We start from the raw sequence: 25,756 nt of genomic DNA, 5'->3' as shown, positions 1-25,756 counted from the left end.
GTAATGCGAGGCAAGCGTATGGCTATGACAGTCCATTGCGATATCGTCAGCGCAGAATCGGAGATCTTCTCCGGCCTGGTCGAGATGGTGATTGCGCACGGCAACCTGGGTGATCTGGGTATCGCTCCGGGCCACGCGCCGCTGATCACCGACCTGAAGCCGGGTCCGATCCGCCTGATCAAGCAGGGTGGCGAAGCCGAGGTGTTCTACATCTCCGGTGGTTTCCTCGAAGTTCAGCCGAACATGGTCAAGGTTCTCGCCGACACCGTGCAACGCGCTTCCGACATCGACGAAGCTGCTGCTCAGGAGGCCCTCAAGGCCGCCGAGAAAGCGCTGAGCGAGCAGGGTTCTGAGTTCAACTACAGTTCCGCCGCCGCTCACCTGGCCGAGGTTGCAGCCCAGCTGCGCACCGTCCAGCAACTGCGCAAGAAGTTCGGCGGCTAACGCCACCAGCTTCAACCGTTGTTCGAGAAAGGGTAGCCTAGGCTACCCTTTTTCATTTCTGCCGTTTCATACTCCGGCGCCCTATGCCGGAGGCTGCCAAGGAATTGCCGTTCATGTCGCTCGATATCGTCATTCTCGCTGCCGGCCAGGGCACGCGCATGCGTTCCGCCTTGCCCAAGGTTCTTCATCCGGTTGCCGACAAACCCATGCTTGGTCACGTCGTCGACACGGCGCGCAGCCTGCAGCCGCAGAGCATCCAGGTGGTGATCGGCCATGGTGCGGAGAAAGTGCGCGAGCGACTGGCGGCCGATGATCTGAATTTCGTGATCCAGACCGAGCAGCTTGGTACCGGCCATGCCGTGGCTCAGGCGTTGCCACACCTTGCCGCTGACACCGTGCTGATTCTGTATGGCGACGTGCCGCTGATCGAGACCGCGACCTTGCAGCGTCTACTGGGCCTGGTTCGCGACGACCAGCTTGGTTTGCTCACCGTCGAACTGGCCGACCCGACCGGTTACGGTCGTATCGTCCGTGACGGTAATGGCGTGGTACAGGCCATCGTCGAGCACAAGGATGCCAGTGAAGCGCAGCGTCAGATCCGTGAAGGCAACACCGGCATTCTCGCGGTACCGGGCAAGCGTCTGGCCGACTGGCTGGGGCGCTTGTCCAACAGCAACGCCCAGGGTGAGTACTACCTGACCGACGTGATCGCCATGGCGGTCGCCGATGGCCTGACCGTGGCCACCGAGCGCGCTGCCGACGAGATGGAAGTGCTGGGGGCCAACGACCGCATCCAGCTTTCGCAGCTCGAATGTCATTACCAGCAGCGCATGGCGCGCCGCTTGATGGCTCAGGGCGTGACCTTGCGCGATCCACATCGTTTCGATGTGCGTGGTGAAGTAACCGTCGGCCGCGACGTGACCATCGATATCAACGTGATTCTCGAAGGCAAGGTAGTGATCGAGGATGATGTGCAGATCGGCCCGAACTGCGTGATCAAGGACTCCATCCTGCGCAAGGGTGCCATCGTCAAAGCCAGCAGCCATCTGGAAGGTGCTGAGGTGGGTGAGGGCGCGGATTGCGGCCCGTTCGCCCGTCTGCGTCCCGGCACCAAGCTGGGCGCCAAGGCCCATGTGGGTAACTTCGTCGAGCTGAAGAATGCCGTGCTGGGTGAAGGCGCCAAGGCTGGTCATCTGAGCTACCTGGGCGATGCCGAGATCGGTGCGCGCAGCAATATTGGCGCCGGCACCATTACCTGCAACTACGACGGTGCCAACAAGTCCCGAACCGTCATGGGCGAAGACGTGTTCATCGGCTCCAACAGCGCGCTGGTTGCGCCGGTGAAGTTGGGCGACCGCGCCACCACGGGCGCCGGTTCGGTGGTAACTAGCGACGTTCCAGCCGATACGTTGGCTGTGGGGCGTGCCAAGCAGCGCAATATCGAAGGCTGGAAGCGGCCGACCAAGAAGTGATTGCGCAGGTGCCTGAGTTGAGCAAGCAATACTCAGGGCTGTTGATAACTTCTCTGTGGGAGGGATTGTTGGATGTTCGGTGTGACGGATTACGCCGCCTTCGTGGTGGCCTTCATCATTCTTCTGGCCATTCCCGGGCCGGGTAACCTGGCCTTGATTCTCTCCACGGGCAAGGGTGGCATCCGCGGTGGTCTGGCCTCGACTTTCGGCATCATCTTCGGTGATCAGGTGTTGCTGTGGTTGGCGGTAGCCGGCGTTGCCGCGTTGCTCAAGGCCTATCCGGCGGCTTTCCATGTCGTGCAGTGGCTTGGCGCGGGCTACCTCGTCTATCTCGGCCTGCGCATGATCCTGGCCAAGCCAGGGGCCGCGCCGACGTTGGAGATCAAACCGCGGCAGTACCTGTGGCAGACCCTGGTAATCACCGTCTTCAATCCCAAGGCCATCATCTTCTACATGGCCTTCTTCCCGCTGTTCATCGACCCGCAGCGGCATCAGGGGTTGGTTACTTTCGGTTTCATGGCCGTGACCATCATGGTGTTGACCTTCCTCTACGGCTTGCTCGTGGTACTGCTGACGCATTTTCTCGCGGAGCGCATGCGCGCCAACCCGCGTATCTCGCGCGGTCTGGAGAAACTGGCAGGGCTGTGCCTGGTGGGTTTCGGGGTCAAGTTGACGTTGAACTGATCGACGGCGGCTTGCAGAGTAATAAACCTTATGTTTTGATTCGCGCCATTATCTTTCGAATCGAAACTTAAGTATGTCGAAGCGCAACACGCCGCAACGTCGCCACACCATCCTCGCCTTGCTCAACGAGCAGGGCGAGGTGAGCGTGGATGCCCTGGCGCAGCACTTCGCAACGAGCGAAGTGACGATCCGCAAGGATCTGGCCGCCCTGGAAAAGAACGGCCTGTTGCTGCGCCGCTATGGCGGTGCGGTACCGGTACCCCAGGAGCTGATCGGCGAGCCGACGCAGCCTATTTCCCCCTACAAACAGGCGATTGCCCGCGTGGGTGTAGCGCGCATTCGCGAGCATGCGCGGATCATCATCGACAGCGGCACCACCACGGCAGCGATGATCCCGCTGCTTGGGCACAGGCCAGGCCTGGTGGTGATGACCAATTCGCTGAACGTGGCCAACGCCCTGCGTGAGCTGGAGCACGAACCGGTTCTGCTGATGACCGGTGGTACCTGGGATCCGCATTCGGAGTCCTTCCAGGGTCAGGTCGCCGAGCAGGTGCTGCGTTCCTACGACTTCGACCAGCTGTTCATCGGGGCCGACGGCATCGATCTGGAGCGTGGCACCACCACCTTCAATGAGCTGCTCGGTCTGTCACGGGTGATGGCGGAAGTTGCCCGTGAAGTCATCGTCATGGTCGAGAGCGACAAGATCGGCCGCCGCATTCCCAACCTGGAACTGCCCTGGAGCAGTGTCCATACCTTGATTACCGACGAGCGCCTGGATGTCCGGGCTGCCGAACAGATACGCGCGCGTGGCATCCAGTTGATCCTCGCGCCGCTGGAAAAATAAGGAGAGTACCCATGTGTGGAATCGTAGGCGCCATCGCCGAGCGCAACATCACCCCTGTTCTGGTTGAAGGCCTCAAGCGTCTGGAATACCGCGGCTACGACAGTGCCGGTGTGGCGCTGCTGACCGAGGCGGGTGTGCTCGATCGTCGCCGTCGGGTCGGCAAGGTCAGCGAACTGCAGGCTGCTCTGCAGGCCGAGCCGCTGGCTGGTCGTCTAGGGATCGCTCACACACGCTGGGCCACTCATGGCGCGCCCACCGAGAACAACGCCCACCCACACTTCTCCGGCCATGAACTGGCGGTGGTGCATAACGGCATCATCGAGAATCATGAGGAACTGCGTGAGCGCCTCAAGGGCCTGGGCTACGTTTTCAGCTCCGATACCGATACCGAAACCATCGTCCACTTGCTCGACCACAAACTGCAGCAGTTCGGTGATCTCAGCGCTGCGCTCAAGGCCACGATTCCCGAGCTGCATGGTGCCTATGGTCTGGCGGTGATCAGCGCCAAACAGCCGGATCGCTTGCTCGCCGCACGCAGTGGCAGCCCACTGGTGATCGGTCTGGGCCTTGGTGAGAACTTCCTCGCCTCCGATCAGTTGGCCCTGCGTCAGGTCACCGACCGCTTCATGTACCTAGAAGAAGGCGATATCGCCGAGATCCGCCGTGACGGCGTGCAGATCTGGGACGCCGCCGGCCAGCCGGTGCAGCGCGAGGCCGTGCAATACCACGAGGGCGCCGAGGCAGCCGACAAAGGCGAGTATCGCCACTTCATGCTCAAGGAAATCCACGAGCAGCCCAAGGTCGTGCAACGCACCCTGGAGAGTCGACTGGGCAGCGATCACGTGCTGGTTCAGGCCTTCGGCCCACAGGCGGCCGAGCTGTTCGCCAAGGTGAAGAACGTGCAGATCGTCGCCTGCGGTACCAGCTACCACGCCGGCATGGTCGCCCGTTACTGGCTGGAAGAGCTGGCCGGCATCCCCTGCCAGGTCGAGGTAGCCAGCGAATTCCGCTACCGCAAGGTGGTGGTGCAGCCGGATACCCTGTTCGTCAGTGTCTCGCAGTCCGGTGAGACCGCCGACACCCTGGCTGCCCTGCGCAATGCCAAGGAGAAGGCGCCAGGGCAGGGTGGCTACCTGGCCAGCCTGGTGATCTGTAACGTCGGCACCAGCTCGCTGGTGCGCGAATCCGACCTGTGCCTGCTGACCCAGGCCGGCCCGGAAATCGGCGTGGCCTCGACCAAGGCCTTCACCACCCAACTGGTCGGTCTGATGCTGCTGACCCTGGCTCTCGGCCAGGTACAGGGCAGCCTGGACAAGACGCTGGAAGCCGAGCTGGTGGAAGAACTGCGCCGCCTGCCGACTCGCCTGGGCGAGGCGCTGGCGATGGACAAGACCGTCGAGAAGATCTCCGAACTGTTCGCCGAGAAGCACCACAGCCTGTTCCTCGGTCGTGGTGCGCAGTATCCGGTGGCGATGGAAGGTGCGCTCAAGCTCAAGGAAATCTCCTACATCCACGCCGAGGCCTACCCGGCGGGCGAGCTCAAGCACGGCCCGCTGGCTCTGGTCGACGCCGATATGCCGGTGGTTACCGTGGCGCCGAACAACGAGCTGCTGGAAAAGCTCAAATCCAACCTGCAGGAAGTGCGTGCACGGGGTGGCGAACTAATCGTCTTCGCCGACCAGCAGGCCGGCATGCGCAATGGTGAGGGCACCCATGTGGTGGCCATGCCGCATATCCACGACCTGCTCGCACCGATCCTCTACACCGTGCCGCTGCAGTTGCTGTCGTATTACGTCGCCGTGCTTAAGGGCACCGACGTCGATCAGCCGCGTAATCTCGCGAAAAGCGTAACGGTGGAGTGAGTCAGCTCATTCGCTGCCACCCCTGATTCCTCCAGGGGTGTTTCTCGATAGCAAAGGTAGACAGGGATGTTGATGAAGCTGGCGCCGAAGAAACGGCGCAATCCGCGTAACTTTTACCTGAGTATCGCGGCCGTGATTGTCATTGCCGGCACGGGTCGTTACTTCGCTCACAGGGCCGAGCAGGAGAGGGTTGCCCAGCAGGCGGAGCTGGTCGAGCGTTTGGCGAGCTTGAACGTTGCGCTGCCCAGGAAGGTCGATGCACTGACCACACTCGAGTACATCGGACTGATGGGTGATGACACGATCTTCTACCGATATCGGATCGACCGCCCCGCACGTATGTTCTCCGAGGAGCTCCTGGCCAGTATGCAAGTACGGGCCCGTAGCGGCCTTGAGCGCCTGGCCTGCAAGGAACCGCAACTGATGGCTGCGATGAGCAAGTTCAAGCTCCATCAGGAACATTCCTACCTCGGCCGAAATGGCGTGCTGTTTTCCGTCGAGATTCATCCTGAGCAGTTGAACTGCCCAGGTTGACGGCAAGGTAACCGTTGGTGCCGAAGGCGCTTATCCACAGAGCGTTTCGCGATTTCGATGTGATCAATGAAGCTCGTCGGGCCGCAACGTCAGCACCTGAACGCCATCGCGAGTTACCGCCACGGTGTGTTCGAATTGCGCGGAGAGTAGGCCGTCGCAGGTCACCACCGTCCAGCCGTCTCGCAAGGTGCGAACGTCCGCTGTTCCCTGATTGAGCATGGGCTCGATGGTGAAGGTCATACCTTCGCGCAGCGTCAGGCCGGTTCCGGGTTTGCCCCAGTGCAGGACTTCGGGTGCTTCGTGCATTTCTCGGCCGATGCCGTGACCGCAGTAGTCGCGAACGACCGAATAGCCATGAGCACGCGCGTGGCTTTCGATTGCGTGGCCGATGTCTCCCAGGCGAGCGCCTGGGCGCACAGCAGCGATACCTTTCCACAGCGCTTCATAGGTAGCGTGCACCAGTCGCTGCACCTGCGGCGACACGTCACCGATCAGGTACACCTTGCTCGAGTCGGCGATGTAGCCGTTCTTTTCCAGGGTGATATCGAAGTTCACCAGGTCGCCGCTGCGCAGAATCTCACTGGCACTGGGTACGCCATGGCAGACCACCTCGTTGCGCGAGGTGTTCATTGAATAGGCGAAGCCATATTGCCCCTTGCTCGCTGGGCGCGCCTTGAGCTCATCCACGATGTAGTTATCCACAAGGTCGTTGACCTGTAGAGTCGACAAGCCGAGCAGGTCTATTCGATCCAGATAGCCGAACACGGACGCCAGCAACCTGCCGGCTTCGGCCATCAGGGCGATTTCCTCCGGTGTTTTGCTCATCAGGCATCCGTCATGCGCGGAGGCACCGTGACACCGGCTGCACGCAGTTCGGCAGCCATCACCTCGTTGAAACTCAGGGTCGGGTTCATCTCGCAGAGCATGCCGATGCGAATCCAGAAACCCGCCTGGGCATTGATCGAGCGGCCCGACACGCTGCTCGCCCGGCGAATCTGGTCGTGCAGCTCATCATCGATGTTGACGATGCCCATGGGGGCCTCCGTATATATGTTACGCATATGAATCATATAATGGTTGCCCGGTAATTTCATCTGCGTGCTCGCTAAGTCTGATGGTGGTCAGCGCCGGTGAGTGCTCCGATCCCTTAAAATGGTCGGCGAATCCGCTGACTGGCCCAGGTCAGGCCAGTGGATCGTTGGAGTCGTGCTGGTAGAGGAGAGAGGATGAAGCGCGCAGATGTGAAACAGAGAACGGACGAAGGAGTGCTGTTCGACACCCAGGTCATGGTCAATCCGGCCAATACGGCGGAGTGGATCGTGTTCTTCAAGAAAGACGCCGGGCGCAGCTTCTTTCTGGTGGACGAGGCTGAACAGGTGGAGACCTTCTCCGACCTGAACGAGCTGATGGTGGAGTTGCGGGCATTAGGTATCAAGCGGGTCGAGGTACAGCTCTGATCCTCAGTTGCTCACAATTGGCGTGGATCATCTTGTGGATATCCTCGTGATACCTAGCTAAAGCCCTTTACTAGCGGGCCTTGTAGTCAGTTGTACAAAAACTGACCCACGGCAAATAGCTATCCACAGTGGCCTGGGATAACTTCATTACTTTCTTGTTGATAAGTCGTCGAAAGTCAATGGATACGAGCCTTTCAGCGATTTGTGCAGAATATCGCCAGATCAGTCGTGGCCAGGGCGGTAGAGGTGCCGATGCGCAGCGTCGTACAGCGCCGACTCGGTGAAGCCCCCCGGATCGAGCACACGGCCGACCAGGATCAGCGTCGTGCGGCGAAAATCCTTGGCTGCGACCCTTTCCTGGATATCGGCCAGGGTGCCCAGCACCCAGTCCTGATCCGGCCAGCTCGCTCTGTGGATAACCGCGACGGGGCAGTCGCTGCCGTAGTGCGGTAGCAGCTCGGCAACTATCGCCGGCAACTGGCGTACGCCGAGGTGGATGGCCATGGTCGCGCGGTGCCGGGCCAGGTCATGCAACTGCTCACCCTCGGGCATCGGCGAGGTGGTGCCGTAACGCGTGAGGATCACCGTCTGGGCGATACCGGGCAGGGTCAGTTCACTTTCCAAAAGGGCCGCGCAGGCGGCTGTGGCGGTGACGCCGGGAATGATCTCGAAAGGGATGTCGAGCGCTCGCAGCTCGCGGATCTGCTCGCCGATGGCGCCGTATAGCGACGGGTCGCCCGAGTGCACGCGGGCCACGTCCAGGCCGCGTTCATGGGCCTCCTGCAGCAGCGTGATGATCTCGCCCAGGTTCAGCTCGGCGGTGTTCACCACCTGTTCGGCGCTGTGGCCCTGCAGCACCGGCTCGGGCACCAGCGAGCCGGCGTAGAGAATCACGGGGCATGAGCGGATCAGGCGTTGCCCCTTGACGGTGATCAGTTCGGGGTCGCCGGGGCCGGCACCGATAAAGTAGACGGTCATGCAGGTTCTCTATCGAAGGTGGCCAGCGCACAGGTGGCGCTGGCACTACGGTTTTTCTCGCCGAGTAGGCAGGGCGATGCGCCCATGCGCGCCGCCAGTGCGAGGGCGCAAGGCTCGGCGACGGCAGGGCTACCGGTGGCTGCCTGGGTCAATGCACTGCCGGCGGTCATGGCTTGATAGATGCTCAGTTGCTCGGGTGCGAAGAACACCAACTCCAGAGCCAGGTGCTCGGCCAGGCCATGCAGGCTGGCTTCGTTGCGCTTGTGGGCGATGCTGGCCAGGCCCACGAGGTTTTCCACTGTCAGGCCATGTTGCCTCAGGCTGTGGATAAGCAGATCGAGCAACTCGTCCTGGCTGCAGCCACGGCGACACCCCAGCCCGGCGACGACCTGTATCGTTGAGGCGGATGGGTGATTGGAGGTGGTTGGCAACATGAGTGGCATTCGGGCTGAGCGGTGGCGTAGCTCATCATGGCACCTGCCAGCGGTCAACCGCGATTGACCGGCCGCCGTGGCCTGCGTAGCCTTCTCGCTTTCGAGGTTCTTCCCGGCAAGGCGCCGGGGGGCTAAGAGGGAACAGGGTCGATGCCCTGGCTGCCCCCGCAACTGTGAACGGTCTAAACCCTTCGATACACCACTGCCGCCAGGCGGGAAGGTGAAGGATGCGCAACGCGCACACCGTGAGCCAGGAGACCTGCCTCGACAGACCAGCCATTTGCTCGGACGGGGTGATCCGACGCGGCCAGCACGCCCTTGCGTGCCCGCCTGCGCGTACCCGTCCGCCGAACCTACCGACGCCACGGGGCCCTTGATGAAAACCCTCGCCAAACTGCCTGTCACCATCGTCACCGGTTTCCTCGGTGCCGGCAAAACCACCCTGCTGCGCCATCTGCTGGCCAATGCCGGCGGCCGCCGTATCGCGGTGATCGTCAACGAGTTCGGCGAGCTGGGCATCGATGGCGAGATCCTCAAGCAATGCTCCATCGGCTGCAGCGAGGAGGAGGCCAATGGCCGTGTCTTCGAACTGGCCAACGGCTGCCTGTGCTGTACCGTGCAGGAGGAGTTCTTCCCGGTGATGCGCGAGCTGGTGGCGCGCCGTGGCGACCTCGACCATATCCTCATCGAGACCAGTGGTCTGGCGCTGCCCAAGCCGCTGGTGCAGGCTTTCAACTGGCCGGAAATCCGCAACGCCTGCACCGTCGACGCGGTAATCACCGTGGTCGACAGCCCGGCGGTGATCGCCGGCACCTTCGCCGCCTTCCCGGATCAGGTGGACGAGCAGCGCAAGCTCGACCCGAACCTCGACCACGAATCGCCGCTGCACGAGCTGTTCGCCGACCAGCTGGCCAGCGCCGACCTGGTGATCCTCAACAAGGCCGACCTGCTCGACGCCGAGGCGCTGGCTGCGGTGCGCGCCGAAGTGGCTGAAGAACTGCCGCCAGCGGTCAAGGTGATCGAGGCGCACGGCGGCGAGCTGCCGCTGGACGTGCTGCTGGGCCTGAACAGCGAAACGGAGCTGCATATCGACAGCCGCCGCACTCACCATGACGATGAGGACGAGGATCACGATCACGAGGAATTCGACTCGTTCCACGTGGAACTACCCGAAGCTGAGGAGGCGCGTCTGCTGGCTGCGCTGAAGGATGCTGTGGCCAAGTACGACATCCTGCGGGTGAAAGGCTTCGCGGCGATCCCTGGCAAGCCGATGCGCCTGCTGGTGCAGGGCGTGGGCCAGCGCTTCGACCGTCACTTCGACCGCGCCTGGCAGGTCGACGAGCCGCGCCTGAGCCGCCTGGTGGTGATCGGCCAGCAGCTAAACCGCGTGGCTATCGAGGCCGAGCTGAAGGCGGCGCTGGCCTGATACAGAGCGTAGGGCGTACTCGCGTAGCAGTACGCCATGTGGACGTGCGCGCTGGCGGTGGACTGTTCGCTTCGCTCCTGAGTCCACCCTACGGCGCTACCACCAGTCGCGGCTAACGCCCCTCCACGGAACGAACATGCACCTTCTGCGCACTCAGCCCGGCGCTCAACTGCCGGCCGACAGCATCGCCGACCTTGGTCAGACGCCTGCCGAGCTGGTGATCCTGTGTACGGGGGATTCGCACCTGTCGCTGTTGGCCGAGGCCGCCCGGCAACTGCCGGACGACTATCCCAGCCTACGCCTGGCCAGCCCGGCACAGCTGAGCAACAACGCCTCGGTGGACTATTACGTCGAGCAGGTGCTGCAGCATGCCAAGGTCATCCTGATCTCGGTGCATGGCGGGGTCAGCTATTGGCGCTACGGGGTCGAGCGCTTGGTAGAGCTGGGCGCGCGTGGCGCCACGGTGATCATGGTGCCGGGTGACGACAAGCCCGACCCGGAGCTGATTGCGCTTAGCAACGTCGCCGAGGAGGATAGCCAGCGCCTCTGGCAATACCTGCGCCAGGGCGGCTTGGATAACGCCCGCCAGTTGTTCCGCTGCATCGGCAGCCGCTGGCTGGGCCGTGATGACAGCTGGCAGGAGCCGCAACCGCTGCCGCGTGTCGTCCTCTATCACCCGCAGCGTAGCCCTGCCCAACTGGCCGATTGGCAGACGCAGTGGCAACCGGATGCGCCTGTGGCGGCATTGCTGTTCTACCGCAACCATGTGCAATCGGCGAACACCGCCTTCGTCGATACCTTCTGTGAGCACCTCGTTCGTCAGGGTCTCAACCCGCTGCCGATAGCCGTGGCCAGCCTCAAGGAACCCGCCTGTCTGGATCAGGTGCAGGCCTGGCTGGATGAAACGCACACGGCGCTGATCATCAATACCACCGGCTTTGCCCTGTCCAATCCCGAGGCGCCGCAGGCGCGGGTGTTCCGCCGCGATATCCCGGTGCTGCAGGCCATCTGCTCGCTGGACAACCACGCGCAATGGCAGGCCAGCGCCCAGGGCCTGGGCTCGCGTGACCTGGCCATGCACGTGGTGCTGCCCGAGCTGGATGGCCGGCTGATCGGCACTGCCATCAGCTTCAAGGGCCTGGCCTGGCGCAGCGAGCGCAGCCAGAGCGACGTGGTGTGCTACCAGGCGCATGAGCCGGGCATGGCCTACGTCGCCGAACTGGCGCGTAATTGGTGCCAGTTGGCGATCAAAAGCAACGATCAGAAGCGAGTCGGCCTGATCCTGGCCAACTACCCGACCCGCGATGGTCGCATCGGCAACGGCGTGGGGCTGGATACGCCGGCTGCTGCGCTGAATATCCTCCGCGCGCTGCAGGCGCAAGGCTATCCAGTGGATAACCTGCCCGATAGCGGCACCGAACTTGTCCACAGCCTGCTCGGCGGCGTCACCAACGATCTGGATGGCTTGGATACAAGGCCTTGCGCGCAGAGCCTGGCGCTGGACGACTACCTGGGGTTTTTCCACAGCCTGCCGGCGGCCAACCAGCAGGCCGTGCGCGAGCGCTGGGGCGAGCCGCAGGACGATCCCATGTTCCGCAGCGGGCGGATGATGGTGGCCGGTCTGCGCTTCGGCCTGACCTTCGTCGGCATCCAGCCGGCGCGTGGCTACCAGCTCGACGCCGCTGCGGTGTACCACGACCCGGATCTGGTGCCGCCGCACGGCTATATCGCCTTCTACGCCTGGCTGCGCACGGCGTTCTCCGCCGATGCGCTGATCCACGTCGGCAAGCACGGCAATCTGGAATGGCTGCCGGGCAAGAGCGTCGGCCTCTCCGAGGGCTGCTGGCCGCAGGCGCTGATTGGCCCGTTGCCGAATATCTATCCCTTCATCGTCAATGACCCGGGCGAGGGTGCGCAGGCCAAACGGCGTACCCAGGCGGTGATCATCGATCACCTGATGCCGCCGCTGACCCGCGCCGAAAGCTACGGCCCGCTGCGTGACCTGGAACGCCTGGCCGACGAATACTACGACGCCAGCCAGCTCGACCTGCGCCGCGCCGTGGAGCTGCGTGGCGAGATCCTGGTCAAGGTGCGTGAGGCCAGCCTCGACCGCGAGCTAGGCCTGCAGCTCAACGACGACGGCGACAGCTGGTTGCCGCAGCTCGATGCCTACCTCTGCGACCTCAAGGAATCGCAGATCCGCGATGGTCTGCATGTGTTCGGTGAGTCGCCGGCTGGGCAACTGCGGCGTGACACCTTGCTGGCGCTGCTGCGTATCCCCCGGGGTGATGGCCTGGGCGCCAATGCCAGCCTGCTGCGCGCGCTGGCTCGTGCTCTTGAGCTGGGCCTCGATCCGCTTGATTGCGATATGGGCCAGCCCTGGGAGGGCCTGCGTCCACAGGCGTTGCAGGCTGTGGATAACAGCCTGTGGCGCACTGTCGGCGATACCCGCGAGCGTCTGGAACTGCTGGCACTGAGGCTGATCGAGCAGCGCCTGGTAGGGGAGCGCAGCGAAGCGTTTGGTGCTGAGGTGGAGCTGATTCTCGATGGTCTGGCTGGGCATATCGCGCCGTTGCTGGATGCATGCGGCGACGCCGAGATGGGCGGCCTGCTGGCGGCTCTGGAGGGACGTTTCGTACCCGCTGGGCCGAGTGGTGCGCCGAGCCGTGGGCGCCTCGACGTACTGCCCACCGGGCGCAACTTCTTTACCGTCGACGTGCGCCACCTGCCCACGCCCACCGCCTGGCGCCTTGGCGTGCAGGCGGCGGATCGCCTGCTGGAGCGCCACCTGCAGGACGAGGGCGATCACCTGCGCCAGCTCGGCCTGTCGGTGTGGGGCACGGCGACCATGCGCACTGGTGGCGACGATATCGCCCAGGCGCTGGCGCTGATGGGCGTGCGCCCGGTATGGCAGCCGGGCAGCCAGCGCGTCGAGCGCTTCGAGGTGTTGCCGCTGGAGCAGCTTGGTCGACCCCGGGTGGACGTGACCCTGCGCGTTTCCGGCTTCTTCCGCGATGCCTTCAGCAACCTGATCCGCCTGTTCGACGAGGCCGTGCAGGCGGTGATCGAGCTGGACGAGCCGGAAGGCATGAACCCGCTGTCGGCGCGGGTCTGGTGCGAATCGCTGGCGCTCAAGGACAGCGGCCTGGATGAAGCCGAAGCACGGCGCCAGGCTGGCTGGCGGGTGTTCGGCGCCAAGCCGGGCGCCTATGGCGCCGGGGTGCAGAACGCCATCGAGGAGCGCCTGTGGCAGAGTCGTGCCGACCTGGCCGAGGTTTACCTCAACTGGGGCGGTTACGCCTACGGCAGCGGCGCCGAGGGCGCGCCCGCGCGGCAGCGCTTCGTCGAGCGCCTGGAGCAGATGCAGGCGGTGCTGCACAACCAGGACAACCGCGAACACGACATCCTCGATTCCAACGACTACTACCAGTTCCAGGGCGGCATGCTGGCGGCAGTTGAGACCCTGCGCGGGCTCAAGGTGGCCAGCTATCACGGCGACAACAGCCAGCCGGATACGCCGCGCATTCGCACCTTGAAGGAAGAGCTCAATCGCGTGGTGCGTGCCCGCGCTGCCAACCCCAAGTGGATCGAGGGGATGAAGCGCCACGGCTACAAGGGCGCCTTCGAGCTGGCCGCGACCATCGACTACCTGTTCGCCTTCGACGCCACCAGCGAACTGGTCGATGACCACCAGTACGCGCTGCTGACCGATGCCTATCTGCTCGACAAAGACACCCGCGACTTTATCCAGCAGCACAACCCCGGAGCGCTCAACGATATCCTCGAACGCCTGCTGGAAGCCCAGCAGCGCGGCCTGTGGGAGAATCCTGGCGAATACCGAGAGGCGCTGGAGAATCTGCTGCTCGATAGCGAGGAGGGCGCGTGAAAGAAACACTGGCCCGAATAGGCGTATGGTGGCGCCGACCGATTACCCGACGCGAACGACTTCGCTCGGCCTGTGTCGGTGCCATGGCTGGTATATGGATCGGTTTGTTTTCATTCATTTTGATCGACAGCGGCCCCACCAGCCTTGCCGGAATCGGCATCTGGATTCTGTCTGGTGTAATAGGCAGTGGCGGATTGGCCGCTCTGTTTCCGCGAGTTCTCGGGATCGTGCTTTTCTCTCTGAGCATATGCGGTATCGGTAATTGAGCATGATTTCCCAAGAACCGTAGGGTGGGTTAGCCGCCTGGCACCGAATTGGAGTTATCCACAGGCGCAATGGCGGCGTAACCCACCATTGGTGCAACACGGAACATCGCCTGGTGGGTTACGCGGCGCGCGACGGTCTGGCGTGGCTGCAAGATCTGCGCTTTGCGCCGCTAACCCACCCTACGGTTTGCCCCTCCCACAGATCCGGGTGAACCCCATTGCACTTGTCTTCACCTTCCCTGACTTTTACCCTGGCCACTCATGCCTTTTCCGGAGTCTCGTCCAATGCGTCAGTAATGCCGTCGTGTTCGCACGACCAGTGATCGATCGCGGCTTCAGTCCGCGCGTATTCACGGCATTGCCTGGAGGCATGGATGACCGGTTCCCCCTTGTCGCGCTCGAGCGCGTTTCTTTCCGCTTTGCCGACGGCGCCACGCTGTTCGAGGCGCTCAGCGAAGTTTTCGATAACCGTCACACCGGTCTGGTGGGGCGCAATGGTGTTGGTAAAAGCATCCTCGGCCGTTTGCTGGCCGGTGAGCTGCAGCCCAGTGATGGGCGCGTCCTGCGCCAGGGGCGTATCGCCTATCTGCCCCAGCGCATCGTTGCCGCGCCTGGCGCCCGGGTCGTCGATCTGATGGGATGTGCGCCGTGGTTCGATGCCTTGCAGCGGGTCATGGGCGGTGAGCCGCATGCCGATGACATCGAGACCCTCGATGGCCGCTGGGATGTGATCGAGCGGCTGCAGCGTGCGTTGCAGGACGAAGGCCTTGGTCATCTCGACCCGCAGACACCTGCGATGCAATTGAGTGGTGGCGAGTGCAGTCGCGTTGCCTTGCTCGGCGCATTGCTGGCGGAGGCTGATCTGCTGATTCTCGACGAACCCGGCAACCACCTCGATCTGCCCAGCCGCCGGCGTCTTGGTCAGCGTCTGGCGAGCTGGCGCGGCGGCCTGGTGTTGATCAGCCATGACCGCGAACTGCTGGCTGGCATGCAGCGCATCGTCGAGCTGTCCGCAGCCGGCTTACGCAGCTATGGCGGTGGCTATGCCTTCTACCAGGCCAGCCGCCAGCGGGAGCGCGAGGCCGCTCGGCAGACGTTGGACAGCGCCCGTGTCGAGCGCAAGCGTGGCGAGCGTGAGCTGCGCCAGCAGCAGGAACGCCAGCAACAGCGCAGTGCCAGTGGGCTTCGCCAGGGCAAGGACAGCAACCAGGCGAAAATCCTGCTCGGTATGCAGAAAAACCGCAGCGAGAGTAGCGCCGGGCGCACTGCCAAGCGCCTGGATTCGCGCCGTCAGCAGCTCGATGAGCAGGTACGCGAGGCCGTTGCGGCATTGGTAGAGGAGCCTCCAGTGACCCTGCATGGACAGACCGAGTCCCTGCCGCCAGGCCGCCGGGTGTTGTACTGGCGTGATCTGCGCCTGCCGTTCGGTGCGGCGTCGTTGCCGGATTTCGAGCTGTTCGGCTCGCGTCGGGTTGCCGTGCTCGGGCCCAATGGCTGTGGCAAGTCCAGCCTGCTGGCGGTGCTCTCCGGCCGCCTGGCGCCGCTGTCGGGGGAGTGCCGCGTCGAGGTGCCCTGGGCCTTGCTCGACCAGCATCTGCACGGGCTGGATGCGCAGGAGTCGGCCCTGGAGCATCTGCAGCGATTGGCGCCGGGCAGCGCCGAGAGCCTGCTGCGTACACGTCTGGTGCATCTGGGTGTGGATGCCGAGGCGGCGCTGCTGCCCAGCGCCAGGCTCAGCGGCGGTCAGCGCCTGAAAGTAGCGCTGGCGGGTGTGCTGGCGCGTGACCCGACGCCGCAACTGCTGTTGCTGGACGAGCCGGACAACCATATCGACCTCGACTCGCGCCTGGCCGTGGAGGCACTGCTCCGGGACTACCGTGGTGCGCTGCTGGTGGTCTCCCATGACGCCGCGTTCGTCGATGCGCTGATGCCGAGCGAGCGGTTGCTATGGACTGCCGACGGTTGGCGGCATGAACGCTGCTGAGGTGCCACTCAGGTGCCGGCCAGGCAGCTTGGTGTCGCGGTCACCAGAGCGTCGATGGCGCAGCGGGTCTTGGCCGGCATATGGGGTGCGGTCGGCCAGATGACATGGATCGGCAGGGGCTGGCAGCGATAGGCCGCCAGCACCGGTTGCAGTTGCCCGCGCAGGACGTAGTGCGCCAGCAGCCAGCTCGGCAACCAGGCCAGGCCCATGCCGGCGATGGCGGCATCGGCCACGGATTGCAGGTCATCCAGCCACAGTGCGGAGGCGATCCGCGCATGGTGCATGCGCCCCTGCTCGTCGGCCAGTTGCCAGCCTGGCGAGGGTGCCGCGCTGCCGTAGCCGATGAGGCGGTGCCGGGCTAGGTCTTCGATCCGTTCGATCGGCTCGTGCCGCTGCAGGTAGGCAGGTGCGGCGCCCAGGCTCATCACCTGCTCGCCCAGGCGGCGGGCGCTCAGGCGGTCGCCGTCCGGCAAGGCGCCGATGCGCACCGCCAGGTCGAAACCTTCCTGCAGCATGTCCACCCGGCGGTCGGAGAAGGAAATCTCCACCTCCAGCTCGGGGTGGCTGTCCAGCAGGCGCCACAGGGCTGGCGCGGCGTAGTGGTGACCGAAGGCCAGCGGCACGCTGGCTTTCAGCCGCCCGCGTGGCTGCTGGCGGCCGCTTTCCAGCACGGCTTCGGCGGCTTCCAGTTCGGCTCGGGCGCGCAGACAGTGCTCGTAGTAGGCCTGGCCGTCCTCGGTCAGCCACTGGCGCCGGGTCGAGCGTTGCAACAGGCGTGTGCCCAGGCGTGCCTCCAGCCGCGCCAGGCCCTTGCCCACGGCGGAGCGGGTGAGGTTCAGGCGCTCTGCGGCCTCGGTCAGGCTGCCGCTCTCGACGATCTGCAGAAAGAGTTCGACGCCATCGAAACGTGGAATGGCCATGCTGTGATTGTTGCCTGCTATTCCCTTGTTGGAGGAAAAACTATCACGAATGAAGAAGTAAATTCCCTTGAGAATGCTCCACAGCCACTGTGGCAGCCTCGAAAGGAGTTTTCTCATGCCTGGTTCCAACACGTCTTCGGCCGTGGCGCTCGACCCACCGCGTGCCGGCCGGGATGGTCTGGCCCTGACCGCCATCTGCCTGGTGGCGCTGATGTTCGGCCTGGAGATTTCCAGCGTACCGGTGATCCTGCCGACCCTCGAGCAGCAACTCGGGACGCGCTTTCAGGATGCCCAATGGATCATGAACGCCTACACCCTGGCCTGTACCAGCGTGCTGATGGCGGCGGGTACGCTGGCGGATCGTTTCGGCCGGCGGCGAGTGCTGGTGCTGTGCCTGTGGCTGTTCGGCCTGGCCTCGCTGGCCTGCGGCCTGGCGAGCGATGCGAGCACGCTGATCGTGGCGCGCTTCGTCCAGGGCATTGGCGCCGGGGCGATGATGATCTGCCAGTTCGCCATTCTTTCGCACCAGTTCCGCGAACCCGCCGCCCGTGCCCGCGCATTCGCCCTGTGGGGCGTGATCGCCGGTGTCGGCCTGGGCTTCGGGCCGATGGTGGGTGCGCTGATCCTGCAATTGACGGACTGGCGCTGGGTGTTTCTCGTCCATGTGCCACTGAGTGTGCTGACGCTGGTGCTGCTGCACCTGAGCGTGGAGGAATCACGTGACCCCGCCGCGCAGCGCCTGGATATCGCCGGCATGGCGAGCCTGACCCTGAGTGTTTTCGCCCTGGTCTACTTCATCACCCAGGGCACCGAGAGCGGCTTTGCCAGCCCGGGCATGCTCGGCTGGGCCGGCCTGGCGCTGCTGGGCTTGGTGTCGTTCGTGGTCATCGAGCGGCGCAGCGCGCATCCGATGTTCGATTTCTCGGTATTTCGCATCGCGCGCTTCAATGGCGCCCTGATGGGCTCGGTGGGGATGAACCTGGGCTTCTGGCCCTTCATCATCTTTCTGCCGATCTATTTCCAGGTAGGCCTGGGTTACAGCACCCTCGCCACCGGGCTCGCCCTGCTGGCCTATACCCTGCCGGCGTTGCTGGTGCCGCCGCTGGCCGAGCGCCTGGCCCTGCGCCATGGTGCCGAGCGCATTATTCCGCTGGGTCTGGGCATGATCGGTGTGGGGTTCATGCTGATGGCCGGTGCCAACCTGGCCAGCCAGCCCGATGCCGTGCTGATCCTCGCCGGCTGCGTGCTCGCCGGTATCGGCCTGGGGTTGACCAACTCGCCCACCACCAACACCACCACGGGGGCGGTATCGCCTGATCGTTCAGGCATGGCCTCGGGCATCGACTTCAGCGCGCGGCTAATCACCCTGGCCCTGAATATCGCCTTGATGGGGCTGGTACTGGTGCTGGGTATCGGGCAGCACCTGGCCGAGGCGTTGCCGCCGAGCACGGCCGCATTGTGGTCTGGTTTCAGCCAGGATATCGCGGCCGGCAAACTGACTACCCTGAGCTGGCCGGGGCAGGTTGCAGAGGAGGGTGCGGCCATCGCCCAGGCGGCGCTGCGCCAGGGTACTGGTTGGGCCATGTTCTACGCAGGCCTGGGTTCTTGTGGGTTGAGTCTGCTGAGTTGGTTGTTCTTCCGTCGAGGCCGCAGCTAGCCTGCGACTTATCCACATGCTCTCTGGGGCGCCAGTGACGGCCCGTGCTTGCTACCATGCACGCCTTGTCACTGCTGGAACCTCCCCATGACCGACCTCCACTTCCCGCTCGCCGCCGTGGTGGGCGCCGATGCGCTCAAGCTGGCGCTGTGCCTGGCGGCCATCGATCCGGCCATTGGCGGTGTACTGATCGAGGGGCCGCGCGGCATGGCCAAGTCCACACTGGCCCGCGGCCTGGCCGACCTGCTCGATGGCGGGCGCTTCGTCACCCTGCCGCTGGGCGCGAGCGAGGAGCGCATCGTAGGCACCCTGGATCTGGACGCCGCGCTGGGCGAAGGCCGTGCGCAGTTTTCCCCCGGCCTGCTGGCCCGTGCCGACGGCGGTGTGCTGTATGTCGACGAGGTCAACCTGCTGCCGGATCATCTGGTCGATCTGCTGCTCGACGCCGCTGCCAGCGGGGTCAACCATGTCGAGCGTGACGGCATCTCCCATCGGCACGCCGCGCGCTTCGTGCTGATCGGCACCATGAACGTCGAGGAGGGCGAGCTACGCCCGCAACTGCTCGACCGCTTCGGGCTCAACCTGGCCCTCGATGGCCAGCCGCAGCCGGCCGAGCGCGCCGAGATCGTCCGCCGCCGCCTGGCCTTCGATGCAGGCCCCGAAGCCTTCCTGCAACGCTGGCAAACCGAGCAGGCTGCCCTCGCTGCCCGCTGCCAAAATGCTCGCCAGCGCCTGGCCGATATCCCGTTGGATGACGCCGCTTTGGGTGAGATCAGCCAGCGCTGCTTCGCCGCGGGTGTCGATGGCTTGCGTGCCGATCTGGTTTGGCTGCGTGCCGCCCGTGCCCATGCCGCCTGGCGTGGCGCGGCGGGCATCGAGCCTGTGGATATCGAGGCGGTAGAGGACTTCGTCCTGCGCCATCGCCGTCGTCAGCAACAACCGACGGCTGCCACGCCGCCCGAGCGGCGCCAGGCGCCGCAGCAGGCGCAGGAACAGAGCCAGGGTGAAGGGCAGTGGGGCGAGCTGCCGGCGCAGCCGCAGGCCATGGGCGAACGACGCGTACCGCCGCGTTGGCCAAAAAAGCCCTGAGCATCCGCCCGCGCACAGCCACAGGCGCGGATGCCCGCAACCGGCCCGGACGACTCGGCGGCGGCCTGCGTGGCGCCGCCCGCAGCGGTGCGGACGGGCGAATCGATTGGCCGGCGTCCCTGCGCCAGGGACGACCACAACGTCGCGAGCAGCTGGTGTTGCGCCCGCGTAGCCAGAGGGCCGACGAGTTGTGGCTGGTGCTGGTGGATGCCTCCGCCTCGACCCGTCGCCACGGCGCCCTGAGCCTGGCCAAGGGCGTGCTCGCCGAGCTGTTCGACAGCGCCTATCGCCAACGTGTGCGCCTGGCCGTGCTACAGGCCGGCGGCCTTGAAGCGCAATGGCTGTGGCAGGGGCGCAAGGCCAGCGCCGAGCTGCACCGCTGGCTGCACGAGCTGGGCGCTGGTGGTGGTACGCCGTTGCTCGATGCACTGAATCAGGCGGGTGACTGGCTGTTGCGGCGGCAACGAGCGAAACCGAGCGAACGCCAGCGCCTGCTGATCCTCACCGACGGCCGCTTGCGTGATCTGCCTACGCTGACGCCCTTGCCGTGCCCAACCCTGTTGCTCGATACCGAGCGCGCGCCCATCCGCCTGGGCCGCGCGCGCCAGCTGGCGCAGGCGCTACAGGCCGACTACCAACATATCGACGACCTGGCGCCCGGCGTGCCGGGGCGCACCTGGAGAACCCCATGAAAACCCTGCTGCTGGTCGGCATCGGCGCCGGCGACCCGGACTACATCACCTACCAGGCGATCAAGGCGCTGCGTCGCAGCGACGTGATCTTCCTGATGGACAAGGGGGCGGCCAAGCACAAGCTCAACGCCCTGCGCCGCGAGATTTGCGCACGTTTCCTTGAGGGGCACACACCGCGTTTCGCCGAAGGCCTGCAACCGGAGCGCGAACGCGAGGCGGTGGACTATCGCGCCAGCGTCGACGAGCTCAACCGTGACAAGCAGGCGGTGTTCGAGCAGCTTATCGACGAGCAGATGGCCGATGGCGAAACGGCGGCATTCATGGTCTGGGGCGACCCGTCGCTGTACGACAGCAGCATCCGTATCATCGAGGCCATCGCCGCGCGGCGCAGCGACTTCGTCTATGACGTGATTCCTGGTATCACCAGCCTGCAGGCGCTGACCGCACGCCACCGCATTCCGCTTAACAGCATCGGCCGCGCCGTGGAGATCACCACCGGCCGCCTGCTCGCCGAAGGCTGGCCACAGGGCGTGGACAGCGTGGCGGTGATGCTCGACGCCAAGGACACCTATCGCCGCTTCGTCGGCCAGGGCCTGCATATCTACTGGGGCGCCTACGTCGGTACAGCCGATGAAATCCTGATCGCCGGCCCGCTGGATGAGGTGGCCGAACGCATCGCCACCACCCGCGCCGAAGCGCGGGAGCGTAATGGGTGGATCATGGATAGTTATTTGTTGCGCAAGGAAAGTCGGCGGATATTCTAATGTTGGGATGCATAAGGAAATTACTCATCTAGCTCTTTATCATGTTCTTCGTGGCCAAGAGAATTCTTAAACAATTGATAAAGTAAGTCTAATTTGGCGCTTACTTCTGCAGCAGCACTGCTTGAAAGCTCCGCTTGAGGCATTAATCGATGTAGCTCCCCTTTTTTGAGTAGCATGCTACCGCCAAGTTTTCGCGATAGAGTACGGAAAAAATCTTCTGCGATTGTGCTCAGCTTACGCCGTTCTGTCTTGGCCTCCCAAATCAAGCGAGCTGCCTCAGGAGGTGAGTTTGTCCATGCCTCATAATCAGTTCTGCTGTCATCGAAGACAGAAGCTTTTATTATCTCTGCTAGAGATTCTTCAATTGTCGTAAGAATCTGGGTGGAGAATAAATCATCGGTGGGGTATTGGCTGATTGCATAGCGCTTTAGAAGTTCGGGAGTTATAAAGTAGTTTTCAGTTTCGTAGCGCCGCCAATAACGAATAGATAAAGAGCCAAGGTCTCGGTCTTGTCGATTTTGACCGTCATTATCTAATATCGCTAGCCCTTTTAGGTCAGGTAGCAAATTGCGTAAGCCATTGAAGTGATCAATAGGTGTTATGCCAAAACCACCCTCAACTCGCTCTAGTTCTGCATTAACATCTTGAAGTGGATAGTTATTTTGAACGTAAAAAGTATTAATTCGCTCATCCCAGATTGATATAGCAGGATGCTCAAGTCGTTCGGCTAATGCTCGAAGCATATCAATGTCTGTGCCTCCTTCTACGTAGAGAACATAACCCCGCTCTCTAGCTTTGACATAATGCTCGGCACCAAAATGCTTCAAGCTGTTCCGAATATCCTGCCTCTTCGCTAGATCATCTGCTCGACCTTCTAGTAATAAAGTCAAATTTCTATCTAGGGCCTCGTCAAGGATTACTTCTGAGTGAGTTACTAAAACAACTTGTGAGCCATTTTCACTAGCTATGTCGCGTAAAAGAACATAAACCTGTTTCTGACGGAGTATTTCCAAATGTGCATCTGGCTCATCAACTAATAATACACCACCTTTGTGAGAGTATAGGTATGCAAAAACAAGAAGCATTTGTAGCATCCCGCGTCCTGCTGAGGAAATGTCTAATGCTTCTTTAACTCCGTGCTGGCGATAATTTAGAGTTATACTTCCGCGAGTAGTCTCTTCTGGTTTCCCTAACTCAATATTGAAGAGTCGGCGCATTAATTGCGTGACACGATTCCAATCATTAGTTGATGATTTGTATACAGTTAGGCAAAGATTTCTTAAAACGTCAGCAGTACGACCTTGTCCTAACAGGACGTCGACTCTTCCTGGCTGTAGAACAGGTTCTTCTGTATCTAAGCCTGACATTGGATAAAGAAGTTCAACTTTTAGGTTGGCGGCGTATGAAATAAACTCAAGATCGCTTATGACGGATTCATCTGGTGAACAATATACTAACTCATCACCTTGGCTGCGAAATCGCATAGGTAAAGAGCATATTTTTCCTTTAAACTCTACGCCGACTGTGATTATTAAAGGAATGTCTTTATTGGCCTTGCGGACTTGGGTGTTGTGCCAAAAAAAACGTGTTCGTGTAACTGGTACAGCAACAATATTTAATCTGTTAAGTGATGTTGCAGTGCGCTCTTTAGCCGATGATTCCTTGCGTACGTCATACCAGGTTCTTACTGCTTGTGACCATAGGGCTAGAGCTTGTATGGCGCTTGTTTTTCCGCAATTATTAGGGCCGATTAGAACTGCTGGATGATCAAGCTCAATACGTTGGCATTCTCCGAAACGTTTAAAGTTTTCGATTTCCATATAGTGCAATAAACGCATTGAAAGGCCCTCATTTTTTACTTGCACTCCTACTGGTTTTTAAAGTCGGAGAGGTGCTGAATTTTATATGGAGTTTTTGTTTCTTACACAGTTTTTTGGATGTAAACCAAAAATAGCAAATGAGAGACTGGTCTGGCTGCAGCAGGCATAATCAGTAACCCTATCGTTTTCCCATCTGCGATGGTGTTGCAGCCTAGACGGAAAAGTGCAGGGCCCGCAATGGCCGGCTATTAATTGAAACGCAAGTAAGGAAAACAGCCAAAGCGTTTTCGATCAGTTTCCAGCCAGTCGCAAAAGCCCTCGGCTTACAACCAACTCCAAGAAACCCCCGTATACACCCCAAACCCTTCTCCAGGCGTGGAGCGCGCTACATCCGCGCCGTTGTCGTTATAGCCCGGCGTCACGGTAGCGGCATAGCGCTTGTCGGTCAGGTTGCGCAGGTCGAGCCAGGCTTGCCAGTCGTCCTTTGGCGAGGCGTAGCCCAGGGTGGCGCCGAAGGTGGCGTAGGCGTCGGCGTAGTAAGAGTTGGCGTAGTCCACGGCGACCTTGGAGGCGTACTGGGTGTTGAGGCCGGCGTAAAAGCCGCTCGGGTGGTCGTAGCGCAGCTCGGCCTGGTAGTAGTGACGCGGTAGGCCCGGCAGGCGTTTGTCGCCGAATTCATCGTCGTCGCGGTAGTGGAAGTCGCTGAAGGTGTAGGCCTGGCGCAGAGCCAGGGCGCCGGCCGCGCCGCCTTGCCACAGCGGGCTGGTCAGGCCGGCTTCGATGCCCTGGTGCACGGTGGGGCTGGCGTTGGATTCGGCGAAGACGTTGTTCTCGATCTCGACGGTGAGCAGCTCGTGGCGCACCTGCGAGTAGTAGTAGGCCAGATCCCATTCACCAATGACCGAGTCGCCGCGGGCGCCAAGCTCGAAGGTGGTGGCGGTCTGGTTGTCCAGCGAGACCGGTGCCCGTTGCCGCGCGTTGTACGGCTGGTCCGGTGCGTTGAAGCGTCGTGGTGAGCCCCAGATCATCGACCAGGCATGTGGCGGTTCCACCGAGCGGCTGATATTGCCGTACAGCTGCACCTCGGGGTTGAGCTGGTAACGCAGGCCGATGCGCGGCGCGTAGTCCCAGGTGCTTTCGTCGAGTTTGTCGTCATTGGCCGGCCAGGTCACCTGCACTTCACGACGGGTATGGATCAACGCCAGGCCACTGGTCAGCCACAGATCGGGGGCCAGCTGCAGCTCGTTGCTGAAATGCAGCACGCTGTCCGAGCCCAGGTGCTCGTAGGCCCGCATCAGGGTGCCTGCGGGGTAGACAGTGCCATCCACGGTCATCGGCAGGGTAGCGTTTTCCCTGGACTTGCTACTGGGCAGGCTGGTGGTGTTGCGAAAGCCGATGGTGGTCGTGCTATCCAGGCCGAACAGGGTGTGTCGGCGGGTATAGTTCAGCGTCGCGCTAACATCGCTGTAGTCCACGCGAATGCGATAGGCGCTGTCGCGGTAGGCGGTTTCGGCGAAGTCCATCGGGTAGTGGTGGTAGGCAAGGCCTGCCACCAGGGTGGAGTCGTCATCGATCTGCCAGGTGGTCTTGTTGGTGATCCAGGTGCTGCCGGGTTGGTCGCGGTAGGCGTCGATGCGCAGGTTGTTGGCGGCTGCGGCGCGCGGGTCATGCTCGATCTGCGCTTTGGTCAGACGGCCAGGAATATCATGCTCGGTCTCGCGGTAGCGCAGGTAAAAGCGCGTCTCCAGATTCTCGTTGATCCGGTAGCCGAAGTTGCCGGCGATGCCTTTGCCTTTGCCCGAGGAGTGATCCTGATAGCCGTCGGTTTCGCTGTCGGTGAGGGCGAGGTAATAGTCGAAATCGCCCAGCACCTGGCCGGAGGCGATGCTGCGCTTCTGGTAGCCGCGGCTGCCCGCTTCGTAGCGCAGTTGCAGCTTGGGCGCGGTGTAGCCGGTGTGGGTGATGTAGTCGATGGCGCCGCCCAGGGCCAGCGAACCACGGTCGAAGCCGTTGGCGCCACGCAGCACCTCGGCGCGACTTATCCACAGCGGTTCCAGCAGTTCGTAGGGTGTGCCGCCGGGGCCGGTCAGTGGCAGGCCGTCGAGCATGATATGGGTGCCGGAAGCATGCGAGCCGGGGCCGCGGTTGATGCCTGAGCCGCGCACGCTGATCTTCACCCCTTCGTTGCCGGGCGACTGGGCGTAGACGCCGGGCTGGTAGGCCAGCACATCGGCGACGCCGGCCACGCGGCCCTGCTCGACCTTGGCCATATCTACCACATTGGTCGCGCCCGGCACGCGCTTGAGCTCTTCGCGCGCGGCCTCCACTTCGCTCATCTGCACGCCGCTGACCTGCAGCGAATCGAGCTGCACGGGCTCTTCGGCAAAGGCGCTGTGGCTACTCAGGCAGGCGAGTGCGAGCAAGGTGAGGCGGGCAGGTTGGCGGGAAAGCGGCAGGGGCAGCATGCAGGGGCTCCGTTGAGCGGGCGGCGAGTGTTTCTGATGGATGCCGACGAGGATTCGTCACGCCAGCTCGGTGCTGGC

Annotated in this window: 22 protein-coding genes and 1 riboswitch; of the genes, 15 read left to right on the top strand and 7 right to left on the bottom strand. The window is 62.7% G+C overall.

What is annotated here, in order from left to right; all coding sequences use genetic code 11:
• Window positions 1–18 precede the first annotated feature (18 nt).
• The 6 genes from HS968_RS26170 to HS968_RS26145 all read left to right on the top strand — a co-directional run bounded on the left by HS968_RS26170 (window position 19) and on the right by HS968_RS26145 (window position 5,840).
• Window positions 19–444 (top strand): F0F1 ATP synthase subunit epsilon, encoded by a 426-nt coding sequence (locus tag HS968_RS26170; RefSeq protein WP_182369506.1) that lies wholly within the window; start codon window positions 19–21, stop codon window positions 442–444.
• 113 nt (window positions 445–557) lie between these two features.
• Window positions 558–1,916, top strand: a complete 1,359-nt coding sequence (gene glmU, locus HS968_RS26165; protein ID WP_182369504.1) for a bifunctional UDP-N-acetylglucosamine diphosphorylase/glucosamine-1-phosphate N-acetyltransferase GlmU — start codon at window positions 558–560, stop codon at window positions 1,914–1,916.
• A 72-nt stretch (window positions 1,917–1,988) separates the two neighbouring features.
• Window positions 1,989–2,600, top strand: a complete 612-nt coding sequence (locus HS968_RS26160) for a LysE family transporter (RefSeq protein WP_182369502.1) — start codon at window positions 1,989–1,991, stop codon at window positions 2,598–2,600.
• Between the two features lie 73 nt (window positions 2,601–2,673).
• A complete protein-coding gene (locus HS968_RS26155; RefSeq protein ID WP_182369500.1) occupies window positions 2,674–3,444 on the top strand; it encodes a DeoR/GlpR family DNA-binding transcription regulator in 771 nt (256 codons plus the stop codon).
• Between the two features lie 11 nt (window positions 3,445–3,455).
• Window positions 3,456–5,306, top strand: a complete 1,851-nt coding sequence (glmS, locus tag HS968_RS26150) for a glutamine--fructose-6-phosphate transaminase (isomerizing) (RefSeq protein WP_182369498.1) — start codon at window positions 3,456–3,458, stop codon at window positions 5,304–5,306.
• Window positions 5,307–5,372: 66 nt separating this feature from the next.
• Window positions 5,373–5,840 (top strand): hypothetical protein, encoded by a 468-nt coding sequence (locus HS968_RS26145; protein ID WP_182369496.1) that lies wholly within the window; start codon window positions 5,373–5,375, stop codon window positions 5,838–5,840.
• Window positions 5,841–5,903: 63 nt separating this feature from the next.
• Here the strand turns inward: HS968_RS26145 and map are convergent, their stop codons facing one another.
• The gene (gene map / locus HS968_RS26140; protein WP_182369495.1) at window positions 5,904–6,665 is read right to left on the bottom strand and encodes a type I methionyl aminopeptidase; all 762 of its coding nucleotides are present in this window, start codon (window positions 6,663–6,665) and stop codon (window positions 5,904–5,906) included.
• Window positions 6,665–6,874 (bottom strand): ParD-like family protein, encoded by a 210-nt coding sequence (locus tag HS968_RS26135; RefSeq protein WP_182369493.1) that lies wholly within the window; start codon window positions 6,872–6,874, stop codon window positions 6,665–6,667. Before HS968_RS26135 ends, map begins: the two co-directional genes overlap by 1 nt.
• 192 nt (window positions 6,875–7,066) lie before the next feature.
• Between HS968_RS26135 and HS968_RS26130 the strand changes: the two genes are divergently transcribed.
• Complete coding sequence (locus HS968_RS26130) at window positions 7,067–7,297, top strand: hypothetical protein (protein ID WP_182369491.1); 231 nt, start codon at window positions 7,067–7,069, stop codon at window positions 7,295–7,297.
• 222 nt (window positions 7,298–7,519) lie between these two features.
• Here the strand turns inward: HS968_RS26130 and cobM are convergent, their stop codons facing one another.
• Both cobM and HS968_RS26120 read right to left on the bottom strand, forming a co-directional pair.
• Window positions 7,520–8,275, bottom strand: a complete 756-nt coding sequence (cobM, locus tag HS968_RS26125) for a precorrin-4 C(11)-methyltransferase (protein WP_182369489.1) — start codon at window positions 8,273–8,275, stop codon at window positions 7,520–7,522.
• The gene (locus tag HS968_RS26120) at window positions 8,272–8,709 is read right to left on the bottom strand and encodes a cobalamin biosynthesis protein (protein WP_182369487.1); all 438 of its coding nucleotides are present in this window, start codon (window positions 8,707–8,709) and stop codon (window positions 8,272–8,274) included. Before HS968_RS26120 ends, cobM begins: the two co-directional genes overlap by 4 nt.
• Before the next feature lie 86 nt (window positions 8,710–8,795).
• Window positions 8,796–8,990, top strand: a riboswitch (cobalamin riboswitch).
• Between the two features lie 95 nt (window positions 8,991–9,085).
• On the opposite strand from HS968_RS26120, the gene cobW reads away from it, so the two are divergent.
• The 4 genes from cobW to HS968_RS26100 all read left to right on the top strand — a co-directional run bounded on the left by cobW (window position 9,086) and on the right by HS968_RS26100 (window position 16,271).
• Entirely contained in the window at window positions 9,086–10,135 is a 1,050-nt protein-coding gene (cobW, locus tag HS968_RS26115; protein WP_182369485.1) for a cobalamin biosynthesis protein CobW, read from the top strand.
• Window positions 10,136–10,271: 136 nt separating this feature from the next.
• Complete coding sequence (gene cobN, locus HS968_RS26110; protein ID WP_182369484.1) at window positions 10,272–14,021, top strand: cobaltochelatase subunit CobN; 3,750 nt, start codon at window positions 10,272–10,274, stop codon at window positions 14,019–14,021.
• Window positions 14,018–14,287: a hypothetical protein gene (locus HS968_RS26105; RefSeq protein ID WP_182369482.1), complete on the top strand. Its 270-nt coding sequence runs from the start codon at window positions 14,018–14,020 to the stop codon at window positions 14,285–14,287. The genes cobN and HS968_RS26105 overlap by 4 nt, the downstream gene beginning before the upstream one ends.
• 370 nt (window positions 14,288–14,657) lie before the next feature.
• Window positions 14,658–16,271, top strand: a complete 1,614-nt coding sequence (locus HS968_RS26100) for an ATP-binding cassette domain-containing protein (protein ID WP_182369480.1) — start codon at window positions 14,658–14,660, stop codon at window positions 16,269–16,271.
• A gap of 8 nt (window positions 16,272–16,279) precedes the next feature.
• Here HS968_RS26100 and HS968_RS26095 read toward each other — a convergent pair whose 3' ends face one another.
• A complete protein-coding gene (locus HS968_RS26095; protein ID WP_182371694.1) occupies window positions 16,280–17,191 on the bottom strand; it encodes a LysR family transcriptional regulator in 912 nt (303 codons plus the stop codon).
• A 115-nt stretch (window positions 17,192–17,306) separates the two neighbouring features.
• On the opposite strand from HS968_RS26095, the gene HS968_RS26090 reads away from it, so the two are divergent.
• The 4 genes from HS968_RS26090 (at window position 17,307) to cobF (ending at window position 21,393) form a co-directional block, all read left to right on the top strand.
• Window positions 17,307–18,848 carry an MFS transporter gene (locus HS968_RS26090; RefSeq protein ID WP_182369478.1) on the top strand — a complete coding sequence of 514 codons (1,542 nt, stop codon included), beginning with the start codon at window positions 17,307–17,309 and terminating at the stop codon, window positions 18,846–18,848.
• Between the two features lie 87 nt (window positions 18,849–18,935).
• On the top strand, window positions 18,936–19,937 hold the full coding sequence (locus HS968_RS26085) for an ATP-binding protein (protein WP_182369476.1): 1,002 nt from the start codon (window positions 18,936–18,938) through the stop codon (window positions 19,935–19,937).
• Window positions 19,919–20,629, top strand: a complete 711-nt coding sequence (locus tag HS968_RS26080) for a vWA domain-containing protein (protein WP_238338892.1) — start codon at window positions 19,919–19,921, stop codon at window positions 20,627–20,629. The genes HS968_RS26085 and HS968_RS26080 overlap by 19 nt, the downstream gene beginning before the upstream one ends.
• A complete protein-coding gene (cobF, locus tag HS968_RS26075; RefSeq protein ID WP_182369472.1) occupies window positions 20,626–21,393 on the top strand; it encodes a precorrin-6A synthase (deacetylating) in 768 nt (255 codons plus the stop codon). The genes HS968_RS26080 and cobF overlap by 4 nt, the downstream gene beginning before the upstream one ends.
• A 20-nt stretch (window positions 21,394–21,413) precedes the next feature.
• Here the strand turns inward: cobF and HS968_RS26070 are convergent, their stop codons facing one another.
• A complete protein-coding gene (locus HS968_RS26070; protein WP_182369470.1) occupies window positions 21,414–23,231 on the bottom strand; it encodes an AAA family ATPase in 1,818 nt (605 codons plus the stop codon).
• Window positions 23,232–23,536: 305 nt separating this feature from the next.
• Window positions 23,537–25,678, bottom strand: coding sequence for a TonB-dependent receptor family protein (locus HS968_RS26065; RefSeq protein WP_182369468.1), 2,142 nt, complete (start codon window positions 25,676–25,678; stop codon window positions 23,537–23,539).
• Window positions 25,679–25,756 lie beyond the last annotated feature (78 nt).

It is taken from the genome of Pseudomonas berkeleyensis (genome assembly GCF_014109765.1).
Taxonomy (GTDB): domain Bacteria; phylum Pseudomonadota; class Gammaproteobacteria; order Pseudomonadales; family Pseudomonadaceae; genus Aquipseudomonas; species Aquipseudomonas berkeleyensis.
Note: the sequence above shows the minus strand (reverse complement) of the source record. Positions and strands in the feature narration are given on the sequence as shown.